This is a genomic window from Lysinibacillus sp. OF-1 (assembly GCF_028356935.1).
Taxonomy (GTDB): domain Bacteria; phylum Bacillota; class Bacilli; order Bacillales_A; family Planococcaceae; genus Lysinibacillus; species Lysinibacillus fusiformis_D.
In genome coordinates, this window is the sequence record NZ_CP102798.1 from 4,221,158 (window position 1) to 4,238,671 (window position 17,514).

The 17,514-nt window shown below is 41.6% G+C and carries 12 protein-coding genes, 8 tRNA genes and 3 rRNA genes; 1 reads left to right on the forward strand and 22 read right to left on the reverse strand.

What is annotated here, in order from left to right:
* Positions 1 to 227: 227 nt before the first annotated feature.
* Positions 228 to 1,667, forward strand: coding sequence for an alanine/glycine:cation symporter family protein (locus NV349_RS20645; RefSeq protein ID WP_271911102.1), 1,440 nt, complete (start codon positions 228 to 230; stop codon positions 1,665 to 1,667).
* Between the two features lie 34 nt (positions 1,668 to 1,701).
* Here the strand turns inward: NV349_RS20645 and rrf are convergent.
* The 22 genes from rrf to NV349_RS20755 all read right to left on the reverse strand — a co-directional run bounded on the left by rrf (position 1,702) and on the right by NV349_RS20755 (position 17,395).
* A 5S ribosomal RNA gene (gene rrf, locus NV349_RS20650) occupies positions 1,702 to 1,817 on the reverse strand.
* A gap of 185 nt (positions 1,818 to 2,002) precedes the next feature.
* Positions 2,003 to 4,930, reverse strand: a 23S ribosomal RNA gene (locus NV349_RS20655).
* 216 nt (positions 4,931 to 5,146) lie between these two features.
* Positions 5,147 to 6,698 (reverse strand): 16S ribosomal RNA (locus NV349_RS20660).
* The 16S, 23S and 5S rRNA genes sit together here with 8 tRNA genes alongside, the layout of an rRNA operon.
* A 197-nt stretch (positions 6,699 to 6,895) precedes the next feature.
* Positions 6,896 to 6,969 (reverse strand) — tRNA-Gly (locus tag NV349_RS20665).
* Positions 6,970 to 6,987: 18 nt separating this feature from the next.
* Positions 6,988 to 7,064: transfer RNA gene (locus tag NV349_RS20670), tRNA-Arg, on the reverse strand.
* A gap of 26 nt (positions 7,065 to 7,090) precedes the next feature.
* Positions 7,091 to 7,176 (reverse strand) — tRNA-Leu (locus tag NV349_RS20675).
* A 66-nt stretch (positions 7,177 to 7,242) separates the two neighbouring features.
* Positions 7,243 to 7,315 (reverse strand) — tRNA-Lys (locus NV349_RS20680).
* Positions 7,316 to 7,330: 15 nt separating this feature from the next.
* Positions 7,331 to 7,405, reverse strand: a tRNA-Gln gene (locus NV349_RS20685).
* 5 nt (positions 7,406 to 7,410) lie between these two features.
* Positions 7,411 to 7,486 (reverse strand) — tRNA-Asp (locus tag NV349_RS20690).
* A 31-nt stretch (positions 7,487 to 7,517) separates the two neighbouring features.
* Positions 7,518 to 7,589, reverse strand: a tRNA-Glu gene (locus NV349_RS20695).
* 1 nt (position 7,590) lies between these two features.
* Positions 7,591 to 7,667 (reverse strand) — tRNA-Asn (locus NV349_RS20700).
* A gap of 89 nt (positions 7,668 to 7,756) precedes the next feature.
* Positions 7,757 to 8,215, reverse strand: coding sequence for a SprT family protein (locus tag NV349_RS20705; RefSeq protein ID WP_036119086.1), 459 nt, complete (start codon positions 8,213 to 8,215; stop codon positions 7,757 to 7,759).
* 74 nt (positions 8,216 to 8,289) lie between these two features.
* A complete protein-coding gene (locus tag NV349_RS20710) occupies positions 8,290 to 10,458 on the reverse strand; it encodes a Tex family protein (protein WP_271911104.1) in 2,169 nt (722 codons plus the stop codon).
* 137 nt (positions 10,459 to 10,595) lie between these two features.
* On the reverse strand, positions 10,596 to 11,381 hold the full coding sequence (gene sigB, locus NV349_RS20715; protein ID WP_036119097.1) for an RNA polymerase sigma factor SigB: 786 nt from the start codon (positions 11,379 to 11,381) through the stop codon (positions 10,596 to 10,598).
* Entirely contained in the window at positions 11,359 to 11,829 is a 471-nt protein-coding gene (gene rsbW / locus NV349_RS20720) for an anti-sigma B factor RsbW (protein ID WP_036119099.1), read from the reverse strand. Before rsbW ends, sigB begins: the two co-directional genes overlap by 23 nt.
* Positions 11,829 to 12,161 (reverse strand): STAS domain-containing protein, encoded by a 333-nt coding sequence (locus NV349_RS20725; RefSeq protein WP_036119101.1) that lies wholly within the window; start codon positions 12,159 to 12,161, stop codon positions 11,829 to 11,831. Before NV349_RS20725 ends, rsbW begins: the two co-directional genes overlap by 1 nt.
* Positions 12,162 to 12,224: 63 nt before the next feature.
* Positions 12,225 to 13,175 carry a PP2C family protein-serine/threonine phosphatase gene (locus NV349_RS20730; RefSeq protein WP_371327986.1) on the reverse strand — a complete coding sequence of 317 codons (951 nt, stop codon included), beginning with the start codon at positions 13,173 to 13,175 and terminating at the stop codon, positions 12,225 to 12,227.
* Between the two features lie 57 nt (positions 13,176 to 13,232).
* A complete protein-coding gene (locus tag NV349_RS20735) occupies positions 13,233 to 13,634 on the reverse strand; it encodes an anti-sigma regulatory factor (protein ID WP_036119108.1) in 402 nt (133 codons plus the stop codon).
* Between the two features lie 413 nt (positions 13,635 to 14,047).
* Positions 14,048 to 14,398 (reverse strand): type II toxin-antitoxin system PemK/MazF family toxin, encoded by a 351-nt coding sequence (locus NV349_RS20740; RefSeq protein ID WP_004232054.1) that lies wholly within the window; start codon positions 14,396 to 14,398, stop codon positions 14,048 to 14,050.
* 4 nt (positions 14,399 to 14,402) lie between these two features.
* Complete coding sequence (locus tag NV349_RS20745; RefSeq protein ID WP_036119113.1) at positions 14,403 to 14,666, reverse strand: hypothetical protein; 264 nt, start codon at positions 14,664 to 14,666, stop codon at positions 14,403 to 14,405.
* Positions 14,667 to 15,001: 335 nt separating this feature from the next.
* On the reverse strand, positions 15,002 to 16,123 hold the full coding sequence (gene alr, locus NV349_RS20750; protein ID WP_271911115.1) for an alanine racemase: 1,122 nt from the start codon (positions 16,121 to 16,123) through the stop codon (positions 15,002 to 15,004).
* Positions 16,124 to 16,336: 213 nt separating this feature from the next.
* The gene (locus NV349_RS20755) at positions 16,337 to 17,395 is read right to left on the reverse strand and encodes a LolA family protein (protein ID WP_036119122.1); all 1,059 of its coding nucleotides are present in this window, start codon (positions 17,393 to 17,395) and stop codon (positions 16,337 to 16,339) included.
* Positions 17,396 to 17,514: the final 119 nt, after the last annotated feature.

Consider the following 17,514-nt stretch of genomic DNA (forward strand, 5'->3'; position numbering starts at 1 on the left):
CTTCATGAGTAAAAGGCTTTTTTGCTTTATGGCATAAAACATGCAATACATATGATGTGATTAAAAATCGTGAAAGGAGGTTTTGATTCTTAAACAATATGCCATATATGTACCTTCCATAATATTGAATTACTGATTTGTGTGACAAAATGGATGCTGCTGTATAGTACACAATTTCTTGGGTGGGAATTTCGGGTTTTGATTGAAGAAAACAAGGGGGAAAATCTATGGAGACAATCGTTAATACATTGGTCGATTATATTTGGGGGAATGCACTCGTATACTTAGCATTAGGTGTGGGTCTTTACTTTACCATCCTGACAAAAGCTGTTCAATTTCGTTATATTCCTGAGATGATTCGTTTATTACGTGAACGTAAAGAATCAAAAGAAGGAATCTCGTCGTTCCAAGCTTTTTGTATGGCATTGTCTGGACGAGTTGGTGTTGGTAATATCGCAGGTGTGGCTACGGCCATTGCTGCTGGTGGACCAGGCGCAGTATTTTGGATGGGTGTTATGGCATTTCTAGGGGGTGCAAGTGCATTTATAGAATCTACCCTTGCCCAATTATATAAAGAAAAGGCTGATGGTCAGTATCGTGGTGGTTCACCATACTATATCGAAAAGGGTTTAAAACTAAAAGGCTTTGCTATATTTGTTGCGTTTGTTATCTGTCTTTCATATGGTGTTCTAGTGCCTGGGATCCAGGCAAACACAATTGCCACTGCTTTTCATATTCCACCATTTATAACAGGCGCGGTGATTGTTGTTCTTTTGGGATTAATCATATTTGGTGGTGTTAAACGTATAGCTCGTGTTGCTGACAAAATTGTTCCTATCATGGCACTTGCCTACGTCATTTTAACACTTATCATATTAGGGGCTAATGTGAGTGAAATTCCAGGTATGTTTAAACTTATTATTACAAGTGCTTTTGGTACTAATGAAATCTTTGGGGGTATAGTTGGTACTGCAATCGCCTGGGGTGTAAGACGCTCCGTATTTTCAAATGTAGCTGGAGCTGGAGAAGCAACATTTAGTTCTGCTGCTGCTGAAGTATCTCATCCTGCTAAACAAGGCTTAGTTCAGGGTTTCTCAATCTATATTGATACAATCATTGTATGTACTGCTACAGCATTAATGATTCTCATTACAGGTATGTATAATGTTACTCCTCCTGGAACAACGGCACCGTTAGTTGAAAATATCCCAGGCGTCGTGGCAGGTACTGCTTATACACAAGCAGCAGTATCTACAGTATTCCATGATTTTGGAAGTGGATTCGTGGCTATTGCCATCTTCCTCTTCGCATTCACCACTCTAATGGCATACTACTATATTGCAGAGACAACAATTGTTTATTTAGATAATAAGCTACGCTTCCCCATTTTGAAATTAGTATTAAAAATAATCTTCTTACTCGTTGTTTATGTCGGAAGTGTACAATCGGTCAGTCTTATGTGGGGGCTTGGAGATATTGGATTCGGAAGTATGAGTTATTTAAACTTTATTGCGATTGTATTATTAACCAAACCAGCCATTCAAGTTTTGCGAGATTATGATCGACAAAAAAAGGCTGGTCTCGATCCTATTTTTGATCCAAGAGAAGTTGGAATTAAAAATGCTGATTTCTGGATAGAATATAGCAACAGTCATAAACGGAAATAAAAAAACAGTCAGCATACAGCTGACTGTTTCTATTGCCTAGCGACGTCCTACTCTCACAGGGGGAAGCCCCCAACTACCATCGGCGCTAAAGAGCTTAACTTCCGTGTTCGGTATGGGAACGGGTGTGACCTCTTTGCCATCATCACTAGACTATGGTCGGCTTTCAATATACATCGCATTTCTTCGTCAGCTTCTGTCGTTCAGTCAGTCACGTACTTGAGTACGCTCCTTCCTTCTCTCCATTGCTTCCTCGAACTACTCGTATCTTGAAACCCTTCATAAAAGAAATTATTCTTTCAAAACTGGATAAACGTGCATTGAATGGTTCAAACGTTTTGGTTAAGTCCTCGATCGATTAGTATTCGTCAGCTCCATGTGTCACCACACTTCCACCTCGAACCTATCTACCTCATCGTCTTTGAGGGATCTTACTTACTTGCGTAATGGGAAATCTCATCTTGAGGGGGGCTTCATGCTTAGATGCTTTCAGCACTTATCCCGTCCACACATAGCTACCCAGCGATGCCTTTGGCAAGACAACTGGTACACCAGCGGTGTGTCCATCCCGGTCCTCTCGTACTAAGGACAGCTCCTCTCAAATTTCCTACGCCCACGACGGATAGGGACCGAACTGTCTCACGACGTTCTGAACCCAGCTCGCGTACCGCTTTAATGGGCGAACAGCCCAACCCTTGGGACCGACTACAGCCCCAGGATGCGATGAGCCGACATCGAGGTGCCAAACCTCCCCGTCGATGTGGACTCTTGGGGGAGATAAGCCTGTTATCCCCGGGGTAGCTTTTATCCGTTGAGCGATGGCCCTTCCATGCGGAACCACCGGATCACTAAGCCCGTCTTTCGACCCTGCTCGACTTGTAGGTCTCGCAGTCAAGCTCCCTTGTGCCTTTACACTCTACGAATGATTTCCAACCATTCTGAGGGAACCTTTGGGCGCCTCCGTTACCTTTTAGGAGGCGACCGCCCCAGTCAAACTGTCCGCCTGACACTGTCTCCTGCCCCGCTAAGGGGCATGGGTTAGAATTTCAATACAACCAGGGTAGTATCCCACCGACGCCTCCTTCGAAGCTGGCGCTCCGAGATCTCTGGCTCCTACCTATCCTGTACAAGTTGTACCAAAATTCAATATCAGGCTACAGTAAAGCTCCACGGGGTCTTTCCGTCCTGTCGCGGGTAACCTGCATCTTCACAGGTACTATAATTTCACCGAGTCTCTCGTTGAGACAGTGCCCAGATCGTTACGCCTTTCGTGCGGGTCGGAACTTACCCGACAAGGAATTTCGCTACCTTAGGACCGTTATAGTTACGGCCGCCGTTTACTGGGGCTTCAATTCGCAGCTTCGCTTGCGCTAACCACTCCTCTTAACCTTCCAGCACCGGGCAGGCGTCAGCCCCTATACGTCACCTTACGGTTTTGCAGAGACCTGTGTTTTTGCTAAACAGTCGCCTGGGCCTATTCACTGCGGCTCTCATGCGCTTGCACGCTCAAGAGCACCCCTTCTCCCGAAGTTACGGGGTCATTTTGCCGAGTTCCTTAACGAGAGTTCTCTCGCACACCTTAGGATTCTCTCCTCGACTACCTGTGTCGGTTTGCGGTACGGGCACCTCTCACCTCGATAGAGGCTTTTCTTGGCAGTGTGAAATCAGGAACTTCGTCCATACGGACTCGCCATCACAGCTCAACGTTACAGTGTGCGGATTTGCCTACACACACGCCTTACTGCTTGGACGCGCATAACCAACAGCGCGCTTACCCTATCCTACTGCGTCCCCCCATTTCTCAAACGGTGAGGAGGTGGTACAGGAATATCAACCTGTTGTCCATCGCCTACGCCTATCGGCCTCGGCTTAGGTCCCGACTAACCCTGAGCGGACGAGCCTTCCTCAGGAAACCTTAGTCATACGGTGGACGGGATTCTCACCCGTCTTTCGCTACTCATACCGGCATTCTCACTTCTAAGCGCTCCACCAGTCCTTCCGGTCTGACTTCAACGCACTTAGAACGCTCTCCTACCACTGACATCGTAGATGTCAATCCACAGCTTCGGTGAATCGTTTAGCCCCGATACATTTTCGGCGCAGCGTCACTCGACCAGTGAGCTATTACGCACTCTTTAAATGATGGCTGCTTCTAAGCCAACATCCTGGTTGTCTGTGCAACGCCACATCCTTTTCCACTTAACGATTACTTTGGGACCTTAGCTGGTGGTCTGGGCTGTTTCCCTTTTGACTACGGATCTTATCACTCGCAGTCTGACTCCCGTGTATAAATATCTGGCATTCGGAGTTTGTCTGAATTCGGTAAACCGGGATGGCCCCCTAGTCCAAACAGTGCTCTACCTCCAGTATTCTCATCACGAGGCTAGCCCTAAAGCTATTTCGGAGAGAACCAGCTATCTCCAAGTTCGATTGGAATTTCTCCGCTACCCACACCTCATCCCCGCACTTTTCAACGTGCGTGGGTTCGGGCCTCCAGTAAGTGTTACCTTACCTTCACCCTGGACATGGGTAGATCACCTGGTTTCGGGTCTACGACCACGTACTATTTCGCCCTATTCAGACTCGCTTTCGCTGCGGCTCCGCCTTCTAAAGCTTAACCTCGCACGTAATCGTAACTCGCCGGTTCATTCTACAAAAGGCACGCTATCACCCATTAACGGGCTCTAACTACTTGTAGGCACACGGTTTCAGGATCTCTTTCACTCCCCTTCCGGGGTGCTTTTCACCTTTCCCTCACGGTACTGGTTCACTATCGGTCACTAGGTAGTATTTAGCCTTGGGAGATGGTCCTCCCGGATTCCGACGGAATTTCACGTGTTCCGCCGTACTCAGGATCCACTCAGGAGAGAACGAACTTTCGACTACAGGGCTTTTACCTGCTCTGGCGGACCTTTCCAAGTCGCTTCATCTAACTCGCTCTTTTGTAACTCCGTATTGAGTGTCCTACAACCCCAAGAGGCAAGCCTCTTGGTTTGGGCTCTTCCCGTTTCGCTCGCCGCTACTCAGGGAATCGATTTTTCTTTCTCTTCCTCCAGGTACTTAGATGTTTCAGTTCCCTGGGTCTGCCTTCAAGACGCTATGTATTCACGTCAAGATACTACGCGATTAAACGTAGTGGGTTCCCCCATTCGGAAATCTCCGGATCAAAGCTCACTTACAGCTCCCCGAAGCATATCGGTGTTAGTGCCGTCCTTCTTCGGCTCCTAGTGCCAAGGCATTCGCCGTGCGCCCTTAATAACTTAACCTAACGGCTTTCAATAAAAATATCGGAAACCTCTTAATGTTATTAAGCCTATAAAAAACTTAAAAAAATAAATGTGTTTGTTACAATTTCAATGTCGTTTTATCCAGTTTTCAAAGAACAAGTTTTGAAGATTTTCATTCAGAAGAATGAACCTTCAAAACTGAACGCAAAACGTAATCTTACAAACCCTAGGTTTGTATTCCGAAATAATCCTTAGAAAGGAGGTGATCCAGCCGCACCTTCCGATACGGCTACCTTGTTACGACTTCACCCCAATCATCTATCCCACCTTCGGCGGCTGGCTCCAAAAGGTTACCTCACCGACTTCGGGTGTTACAAACTCTCGTGGTGTGACGGGCGGTGTGTACAAGGCCCGGGAACGTATTCACCGCGGCATGCTGATCCGCGATTACTAGCGATTCCGGCTTCATGTAGGCGAGTTGCAGCCTACAATCCGAACTGAGAACGACTTTATCGGATTAGCTCCCTCTCGCGAGTTGGCAACCGTTTGTATCGTCCATTGTAGCACGTGTGTAGCCCAGGTCATAAGGGGCATGATGATTTGACGTCATCCCCACCTTCCTCCGGTTTGTCACCGGCAGTCACCTTAGAGTGCCCAACTAAATGATGGCAACTAAGATCAAGGGTTGCGCTCGTTGCGGGACTTAACCCAACATCTCACGACACGAGCTGACGACAACCATGCACCACCTGTCACCGTTGCCCCCGAAGGGGAAACTATATCTCTACAGTGGTCAACGGGATGTCAAGACCTGGTAAGGTTCTTCGCGTTGCTTCGAATTAAACCACATGCTCCACCGCTTGTGCGGGCCCCCGTCAATTCCTTTGAGTTTCAGTCTTGCGACCGTACTCCCCAGGCGGAGTGCTTAATGCGTTAGCTGCAGCACTAAGGGGCGGAAACCCCCTAACACTTAGCACTCATCGTTTACGGCGTGGACTACCAGGGTATCTAATCCTGTTTGCTCCCCACGCTTTCGCGCCTCAGTGTCAGTTACAGACCAGATAGTCGCCTTCGCCACTGGTGTTCCTCCAAATCTCTACGCATTTCACCGCTACACTTGGAATTCCACTATCCTCTTCTGCACTCAAGTCTCCCAGTTTCCAATGACCCTCCACGGTTGAGCCGTGGGCTTTCACATCAGACTTAAGAAACCACCTGCGCGCGCTTTACGCCCAATAATTCCGGACAACGCTTGCCACCTACGTATTACCGCGGCTGCTGGCACGTAGTTAGCCGTGGCTTTCTAATAAGGTACCGTCAAGGTACAGCCAGTTACTACTGTACTTGTTCTTCCCTTACAACAGAGTTTTACGAACCGAAATCCTTCTTCACTCACGCGGCGTTGCTCCATCAGGCTTTCGCCCATTGTGGAAGATTCCCTACTGCTGCCTCCCGTAGGAGTCTGGGCCGTGTCTCAGTCCCAGTGTGGCCGATCACCCTCTCAGGTCGGCTACGCATCGTCGCCTTGGTGAGCCGTTACCTCACCAACTAGCTAATGCGCCGCGGGCCCATCCTATAGCGACAGCCGAAACCGTCTTTCAGTGTTTCACCATGAGGTGAAACAGATTATTCGGTATTAGCCCCGGTTTCCCGGAGTTATCCCAAACTATAAGGTAGGTTGCCCACGTGTTACTCACCCGTCCGCCGCTAACGTCGAAGGAGCAAGCTCCTTCTCTGTTCGCTCGACTTGCATGTATTAGGCACGCCGCCAGCGTTCGTCCTGAGCCAGGATCAAACTCTCCATAAAAGAAATTTGAATAGCTCAAATTGTTTTGCTGGCATCAATTTTGATGTCCAAAATTTTGTTTCGTTCACTAACCAAAGCTAGTTACTGAAAACTTTATTGATTACGTTTTGCTTGTTCAGTTTTCAAGGTTCATATCATTGTCTCTTCGGACAACTTCTTTAGTCTATCAGACAACCGGAAAGTTGTCAACACTTTTTTGGAGCGGGTGATGAGAATCGAACTCACGACATCAGCTTGGAAGGCTGAGGTTTTACCATTAAACTACACCCGCATAATATGATTTATAAATTGGCGCGCCCGGCAGGAGTCGAACCCACAACCTTCTGATCCGTAGTCAGACGCTCTATCCAATTGAGCTACGGGCGCATATAAGAATATAAAATTAATTGACTTGGTGCGGCCGAGAGGACTTGAACCTCCACGGGGTTGCCCCCACTAGGCCCTCAACCTAGCGCGTCTGCCGTTCCGCCACGACCGCATTCAATCAGTAACTTTCTCATTATACTACAAGGAACTGAGAAGTCAATGTTTTTTCCTAAAAAGATGAGCCATGAAGGACTCGAACCTTCGACCCTCTGATTAAAAGTCAGATGCTCTACCAACTGAGCTAATGGCTCAAATTAAGAAATGAATGGCTGGGGTACTAGGATTCGAACCTAGGCATGACGGAATCAAAATCCGTTGCCTTACCGCTTGGCTATACCCCAAAAAGTGGCGGTCCCGACCGGGATCGAACCGGCGATCTCCTGCGTGACAGGCAGGCATGTTAACCGCTACACCACGGGACCAATAAATAGTATTAATTAAATTATGAAGAAATGACCCCTACGGGATTCGAACCCGTGTTACCGCCGTGAAAGGGCGGTGTCTTAACCACTTGACCAAGGGGCCATGGCTCCGAAGGCAGGACTCGAACCTGCGACAACCTGATTAACAGTCAGGTGCTACTACCAACTGAGCTACTTCGGAATACTATGTTTTGCTGTCGTCGTTATCTTGTCGACTTTTACTATTATAGGGACAACTCAACAAAACGTCAACTATTTTTTTATGATTTTTTATTCCACTAGTATTAGCCTACCCAAACACTTACTACAGCAATACTTCTCAACATTCATTTTTATTTTCCGTACATATAGTTGTTGGCAATTGACACAAGTATAAGTATGACGATGATGTCTTTTAGTTGTAGCTTTAGGGGGTTGTAAAACTGAGCAAAATCGAGGTGCATTTACTTTTCTTAATAGCTCTCGAAAATCTTTATCTCGATGTTGATACCCTTTACCTTCAATATGTAAATGATAATGACATAATTCATGGAGTACAATACCTTCAATCTCTCTATAGCCATATAACTCATAGGCTTTCGGGTTTATCTCAATATTATGAGATTGTAAAAGATATCGTCCACCAGTTGAACGTAATCTAGCATTAAAGTAAGCCTGATGCTGAAAAGGTTTTTGAAAGCTTTCCAAGGATAAGCTGTGAACAAGTTGTTGTAACTCCTCATTGTTCATATATTAATCACCTCTAACAACAAGAATACCACACTGTGTAGTATAGACAGTGTGGTAAATATTTATTACTTAAATTATAATGTTTGATTTTTAGGCGGAAGCATTGTTAAAGAAATACGCCCTTTATTGACATCTATTTGTTCTACCCATACTGTGACAATATCACCTAGTGCAACAACTTCTAACGGATGTTTAATGCGTTTGTTTTGTAATTTAGATATATGCACCAACCCGTCTTGCTTTACGCCAATATCAACAAACGCTCCAAAGTCCACCACATTTCTCACTGTGCCCTGCAATTCCATACCTACTTTTAAATCTTCCATTTTTAATACATCTGTTTTAAGCAAAGGCTGTGGGAAAGCATCACGTGGGTCACGACTTGGTTTCATTAAAGTATCCACAATATCTTGAATAGTCACAACACCTATGCCAAGCACGCTACTTAAATTTTGAATATCTAGAGCTGCAATAGCTTCTTCGGCTTTCGGCGTCCCTAGCTCTTTTTTATCAATTTGAGCTTCTACTAATATTTGTTCAGCTAAATCATAGCTCTCTGGATGAATACCTGTAGCATCGAACGGATTTTTTGCTTCTGGGACACGTAAGAAACCGATAGCTTGTTCATACGTTTTAGCACCTAGCCTTGGAATCTTCTTTAATTGTGCACGTGTAGAAAATTGACCATTTTCTTCTCGCATCTTCACGATGTTCTCTGCAACTGTTTTGGATAAACCAGAAACGTATTGTAAGAGTGAAGAAGAAGCCGTGTTTACATCAACCCCTACTTTGTTAACAGCAGTTTCTACTATAAAAGTTAGTGATTCATTTAATTTTTTTTGAGAAACATCATGCTGATACTGACCTACACCAACCGCTTTAGGTTCAATTTTCACTAACTCCGATAAAGGATCTTGTAAACGGCGTGCAATGGACACAGCACTACGCTGCTCAACCTGTAAATCGGGAAATTCAGCCCGTGCAATATCTGATGCTGAATAAACAGATGCTCCCGCTTCGTTGACAATAACATACGCAACATCAGTAGTAAGTTCATTTAGTACATCTGCAATAAATTGTTCTGTTTCACGCGATGCTGTACCATTACCAATTGCAATTATGCTTATTGGATATTTTACTAAAATTCCTTTCACAGTAGCTTTCGCTTTTGCTACATCTGGTTTAGGAGGATGTGGATAAATAGCTGTAACCTCTAACATTTTCCCCGTTTCATCTACAACTGCTAACTTACAACCTGTGCGGTAAGCTGGGTCAACCCCCAATACATATTTGCCTTTCATAGGTGGCTGCAGTAATAAATTACGTAAATTCTCAGAGAAAATATGAATTGCTTGTGTTTCAGCTTTCTCTGTCAATTCGTTTCGTAATTCTCTTTCAATCGAAGGCTGAATTAAACGTTTGTACGAATCTTCAATTGCCAGTTTTACTTCTGCAATTGCAGGGGATGAGCCAATTGCAGGTATCCATTCCTTCCACATAATCATCAAAACTCTGTCTACTGGCACTTGGATTGAAACTTTTAAAACTTCCTCTTTTTCTCCACGGTTGATCGCTAAGATGCGATGCGGAACGATGCGATTAACAGGTTCTTCATACTCGTAATACATTTCAAAAACATTTTTTTCATCAATCTCAGCATTTTTTACAGTCGTTACAAGGACTCCATCTTTCCATGAATAGGCGCGGATTTTTTCACGAATCGCAGCATCATCTGCAAAACGTTCTGCTAAAATATCTCGTGCGCCCATTAGTGCTTCTTCTGTATTGGCAACCTGTTCATTATCCACAAAACCAACTGCTAGCTGCTCTAATGCGTCATTACTAAACGCCAAGAGAAGTTCTGCAAGAGGTTCTAATCCTTTTTCTTTGGCAATCGTCGCCTTTGTACGTCTTTTTTGCTTGTAAGGTCTATATAAATCCTCTACCCGCTGTAAGACGGTTGCAGCAAGTATGGCTTTTTCTAATTCTGGTGTAAGTTTTTCTTGCTCTCGGATTAATCGAATAACCTCTTCTTTCCGTTGTTCAAGTTGCTGTATGTAGTGATAACGATCCTCCACAGCTTTAATTTGCACCTCGTCGAGAGAGCCCGTTGCTTCCTTTCGATAACGTGCAATAAATGGTACCGTATTTCCCTCTTCTAATAACTTAATAACAGCATCTACTTGCCCTGGTTTGACTACAACATCCTTTGCAATGAGCTGTAACATTTGCTTTTGTTCCACATCATCACTACCTTTTTCTTTTCATTTTACCATTACACTTTACTAAAAATGCAAAAAGATAGTCTACTCAGACGAATATGAGTAGACTATCTTCATCCATTTATAAGTGTTTAACACATAAAACACCCAAAGAAAGATTAGAGCGAAACACCGCCACTTGCTAGAATAGCCTCTTGTAATTTCTTTATTGCTTTCCTTTGTATTCGAGATACATGCATTTGAGAAATTCCTAATCGTTCTCCAGCTTCTTTTTGACTAAGTTGCTCTAAATATGTAAGCTGAATAATTTGTTTTTCCCTTTCATTTAACACAACAAGCGCCTCTGAAACAATCATGCGTTTATTAGTCATTTCATAACCATCGTCTTCCCTACCCAAAATATCAAATAAGGTGACTGTACTGCCATCTGAATCTGACTCTATCGAATGATCCATAGAAAGAGCCTGATAGCTACGGCTCATTTCCATCGCTTCCAATACCTCTTCTTCGGCTACTTCTAATCGCTCAGCAATATCTTGAATAGAAGGAGAACGCTGCAATTCAATCGTCAGCGCCTCCACTGTTGATTTGATTCTCGGTCCTAATTCTTTTATTCGTCTAGGCACATGAACATCCCATGTTTTATCACGTAAAAAACGCTTGATTTCTCCAACAATCGTTGGCACAGCAAATGCTTCAAAACTACGACCAACATTCGGATCAAAACGTCTGATTGCACCTAACAATCCCAGCATCCCTACTTGAACAATATCATCATAATAAGATTTACCATTCGAATATTTACGAGCTATTGACTCAACTAGATATCGATAATGAATCACTAATTTTGTTTGCGCTTCATCATCCTCCGTTGACTGGTACAATTCAATCCACTTTAGTATATCTTCCTTGGATGAAGATTTATGTAGTGATTCTTTCGACATTTTTTTCCACCTGCTCTCTAGCGACATACTTTGTCATGAAGACAGTTACGCCACCATCGTTATTGATCATCACCTCATCCATCAAAGTTTCCATTAAATAAAGTCCTAAGCCACCTTCTCTTAGCCCTGCAATACTTTCCTCAGGATGATACGGTCCAATCTTAGACTTGATCTCTTCGAAATTAAAGCTGTTGCCATAATCCGCAATCATCATTTCCATTTTATTGTCATACAAAGCACACCCGATGACAATTTCACCTTCTTCTTCATCCTTATAAGCATGGTGAACAACATTTGTCACAGCCTCACTTGCAGCAATTTTTAAATCTTCGATATCATCATAACTAAAGCCAATCCTACTAGCTAAGCCCGAGACAGTTAATCGAATGACACTGACAAATTGCGGTTTAGCAGGAACTCTAATTTCAATATAGTCAAATTCCTTCATTATTTTAATTCCACCTTTTTATCAGTTTCAATATCCATCAAATCACTTAGACCCGTAATTTCAAACAATCTTTGCAATCTATTCGATAAACCAACTAGCTTCACTTTGCCATTTTCACGTAATGCTCTTTTATAAAAGGCAACAAATATCCCAAGACCTGTACTGTCCATGTAATTTACTTTTGATAAATCAAGTTCAATTTCTAATCCGTCTGTAATCTTTACCGCTTCTAATTCCTCTCTTAAACCAGACGCGGTAAATGTATCGATTTCCCCTTCAACAAAACCAAATAATTTATGATCAATCTCTTTAAAATATATCGTTACGTCCATATAGCACACCTCCACCATATTTGTTAGACTATTGTCTATTCCCTATTTTATTAATAATTAAACCTATTTTTTTAAAATAACGACAGTAAAATCATCCGATAGTTTAAAATTCTGAGCTTTCTCTATTTCCTTATAAAGAAGTTGGCACAACTGCTGGGCTGTTAAATGTCTATTTTGTTTTATTAAAGTTGTAATAACCTCTCTAGAATTCAAGTCTTCCTGTGCTCTAAATTCAGTCACACCATCGGTCATCATAATAATTAAATCATTGTCCTCTAAAACAATGTCATGAAACGAATATTTTGTTTCAGGTAAAACACCGAGTAATAAGCCTTTAGCCTCCAAAGAATAGAATCGATCGTCCTTGGCAATATAGTGTAACGCTGGCTCATGACCTGCCGAGGCATAAGAAAAGATATTGTGTTGTACATCTAAGCATCCATAAAACATAGAAACAAACATACTGTCGTCCACACCTTTTTCAATTACCCTGTTAATGACTTCTAAAACATAGGAAGGATCTTTATATGCATATCCTAATGTTTCAAGCCCATATTTCACCATCGACATACATAACGCAGCAGGAACTCCCTTGCCGACAACATCTGTCACTGCCACACTTAAATATTCTTCACCATCATGAAAAAAATGTACATAATCACCATTCATTCTACGAATAGGAACTGAAATCATTCCTATATCAATACTTTCTAGCTGCGGCACATATGTTTTTAATAGCGTTTTTTGAATGTTTGTCGCAATTTTCATTTCCATCTCGTATTCAGCTTGCTTTTGAAGTAAGCTTTGATGCTCTCTATGTGCCATCCCATAATGAACCATCACTTCAATAAGAAAATCATAGGCTGGCTGTGATTCACTCATTTGATCAGGAAATATTTGTTCAACAGCATTTTTATGAATACTAACAACATCCTCTGGAGATATATTTTTTTGAATTAACTGACGCGTGAAATTTTGAGCAATATATAAATTTCTTTCAGTTTGGCTGACCATATAATCTGATAATATTTTTTTATACTGAGCTTCTAATTGTTTCAATTTCTTCACGTCCTAACGCAACCATTTTTCCGCCCTTATTGTTGTACCCACTCCCATGACAGATTGAATATCTAAACTGTCCATCAATCGTTTAACACCTGGTAAACCAGCTCCTAGCCCTCCTGAAGTAGAATAACCATCCTCCATTACTTTGCGAACATTTTGAATCCCAGGTCCTTTATCTGTTGCAATAACGACTATTTTCTTTTCATGATCTATCTCAACCCTTTCAATTTCAATCGTCCCTATATTCGCATATAAATATATATTTCGTGCTAATTCACTAATTGCTGTGGTTATACGAGCTTGATCAACAGTGCCAAATCCAAGTGCTCTTGCTTCATTACGCCCCAGTTGTCTTGCTGCCACAATATCCCACTCTGTAATAATTTCAACCGAAGACTTACATGTCACTGCTGTCCCTCCATTTCCTTACAGTGTTATACTCTTACACTATAGTTCGACCTGCTGGACTTAAATTAAACTTCATAACCTCTATTAATGGAATATTCTATGTAAATTTTCATATACCTTTTAAGAATTTTTTCAAAAATCTATTTTTATTAAAAATCTTGAATATATCTTAAAGCTTTTTGTACTATTTATCAATTACGCCTCAACGGAATTTAGCTCCGATTTATTGAAGCTGCTCGAAAAACTTTTCTTCAAAATTTGTGACTTCTGCCAGAGGTTTTATCTAACAAAATTGAACTTTTATGGAGAGTTGGCCAGCTGAATCAAGATAAATAGTAAATTCAAATTATCGATAGAGAACAAAAAAAGCACCGAGATTTTATTATCTCGATGCTTCTATACACATATGTATATCAAAATTTAACTAGACCTAAACTAATCATCAACGCTCCATCAACTTTTTCCATCACAGCATGATCAAGTTGCGTAATACGATCCGTCAATCTTGACTTATCAATTGTCCGCACCTGTTCTAGCAAAATAACCGAATCACGTTCAAAACCATACTTTTCAGCATTGATTTCAACGTGTGTCGGTAACTTTGCCTTTTGAATCTGTGCAGTGATAGCTGCGATGATGACAGTCGGACTAAATCGATTGCCAATATCATTTTGAATAATCAGCACCGGTCTAGTGCCTCCTTGTTCAGAACCTATTACCGGTGATAAGTCTGCAAAAAAAACGTCACCACGTTTTACATTCAAAGTGTCATCCCCCGCTAACGAGACGCTCCACCATATGCTGTGCTTCATATTCTGCATGCAAGCATTCACTTGCAATCATTAAATTAATATGAGACATTTCAACATATCCTTTAATCATAGCTTCCCGTATTTGATTTGGTTGCTCCTGCATTAAATTTTTGCGCGCCAAAGTACGCACAAAAGATTCACCTTCAATTACTTCCTTTGTTTGTAGAAATAGTCTGTCTTGAACAGCAATTGTAGCTTCTCTTAACTTTTTCTCGTACACAGCAAGCACCTCCAACGGAACCATACACTTTTTCATTACTTCTCATTCTATCATTGAAAGATATTGTTGAAAAGACATGAAATGACAAAATATCTGACAATTTGAAGTACAAATTGTAAAAATATGTTGGTTGTCGAAGGTATATGCTGAATAATTATTATTGCAATGTTCTTCCAAATATGAGTTACTTTATGTTTGGAAAAGAAATAAGTTCTCCAGTGCTAATTTATTTACCAAATTCAACTTTTACATTGGAATGTTGCTCATTACATTACAGTGAATGCTATTGAGAGAATGTGTACTGTGTATCAGTAACTAATTCTAATGAAGGTTCATTAAAAGTATATTCTAGGAACTCTTGCTGTTATAATGCATGGTATTTCATAATTAATTGTTTCAAGCTTTGTAGCCCACTCATCGATGGAAATCACATGCTGTCCTTGTTGACCAATGAGTGTTACCTTCTCACCTATAGCATATGCTTTTGGTAGCACAACCATACATTGGTCCATACAAATTCGTCCAACAATCGGCACTTTCTGTCCATCAACCAATACTTCTTGTCCACCTAACTTACGAATTACGCCATCTGCATAGCCAATCGGAATAGTTCCTATCCACGTCTCCGTCTGAGCAGTAAACGTAGCGCCATAGCCAACTGATTCACCTGCTTTAATTTGCTTCACATGAACAAGTTCACTCTCAAGCGAGAAGGCAGGCTTTAGTGGGAATGGTAAAATGCTTTCCACATAGGGAGAAGGAGATAATCCATACAGCGATATCCCATATCGAACAGCATCATACTGTAGGTGTGAATTTTTCACTAATGAAGCTGCCGTATTAGATGCATGAACAAGTCGCGGCTTTAAAGGCATGACTGATAAACACTTCTCAAAAAACTGCACTTGCTGATTAAAATGTGTCGAATTTTCTTCATCCGCTGTCGCAAAGTGAGTGAATATGCCATCTAGCTCCACATTAGCTGTAGACTGTATGGTTTCGTATAGTTCTACTAGCTCTTGCTCTGAGCGAATGCCTAGTCTCCCCATTCCACTATCTACTTTTATATGTAGACGCAAAGGAAGTTCTTCATTCACTAAAAGAGGAGCTGCTTGTTGAATCCAATCACTAGCAAATGCTGTAAGAATAATACGCTGTTGTGCTGCATAAGGAGCAAAGGAAACAGGAGATGCACCTAATATTAGTATGTCTGGTTCTTCAAAATGTGCTCGTATATGTAATGCTTCGTCGGGCGTTGCCACTGCAAGTATTGTGGCACCAGCCTCAAGTGCCGCCCGTGCAACGGCTACATCTCCATGGCCGTACGCATTTGCCTTTACTACAGCAATAATTTGAACATTAGGTTGTAAAAATTCTTTTAAATTTTTAACGTTCTGTTGGATTGCTTGCAAGTCTATCATTGCTTTGGTTGGTCGAAAATACTGCTGTGTCTTCATAAGAATACCCTCTTTATTTTTAATTAAAACACTATGTATGACATACATTTGTTCTAGTACGTCTATTTAGCTTGTCCACACAATGTTATTGTTCCATTCTCCAGAACTCTCACTTTAAAGGAAATAACTTAACATTTTCTAAACAGTGAGATCTTATTTCATATTGTCAATAAGCTACAGCTTTCATATTCCTGAAAGCTGTAGCTAGCAAAGTTACTTCATACTACTTATCGTCATAGATGTAGCAACTTCAATCATCTCTTCTCGCGTCAACTTGCTTGAAGCTACAAAGAATTCAACACCATCTTTTTCCCAACTAATCGATGTATCTGTAATAGCTCCTATTGTATAGCCTAAGTCAACTGGATCACCAGGTGACGATACTGGTAACATTGAATTTTCCTTTGTTACTGGTTGCTGCATAACTGTAAATGCCTTTTCACCATCGAAAGTTAGGATAACACGTTCCATACCATTTTCTTGCACAACTTTTTCATTCGCTAATTGTGCCCAATTTAGAACAGGATAATGTGTTTGGAATTCTTGATATTCAACTTCTGCACCAACTGCTTCTTTTTCATCTTTTCCTTCTTGCCCCTCTTTGTCAGCAGGTGTAGCTTGTTCACCTTTCGTGCTATCTTTATCAGTGAATTGTTCAACAGCATACTCTTTTGCAGCATGTTGCACACCTAATTTTATTTTCTTAAAGGTGATACGAATTTGCTCTTCCTTCACATCATTCATAATCGCTACAGAGGTTGGCAATAAAGTTTTCTTATCTACCGTAATGACTTGATGAGGCATACTATTTTTATAGCTATTTCTAGTAGCCGCTTCAAATATATATGCTTTTTCTTCTTCTTTCATGACAAGATTTTTATCTTCTGCTAAATCTTCTGCTAGCGCTCCAATTAAGTAAGCCTGACTATTTTTCTTTGGCCAGTCACTTTGGAATTTATACATTTTGTTTAATGTCGGTGTTACTACAAAAACGCCATCAGCATTACGCACAATCATTTGAGAAACATCTTTCCCACTTTCGACTACTTCTACTCGATAGAAATCAGGTTTTGTATGCCATACTGTCACATCATAATTTCTTGGCTCACCACCAGATTTAATCTCCATCGATGCATTTAACTCATAACCATTTGTTTCTGCCCATTTACCATTCACTTTCTTCAACACTTTTTCCTGTGAGGCTGCACCACATGCCGACAGAAGTAATATCGTACAAAGTAAGACGAGCCATTTAACTATACGGTTGCCCACGCTTTCACCCTTTCTTCTTTCAAATCCACTACGACAATATATGAACCGTATTTGTCAGTTATGTCATTTGAAGAAAGGGCAATATATTTAAATTTATAAGCCAACCTTTTAGACAAGTT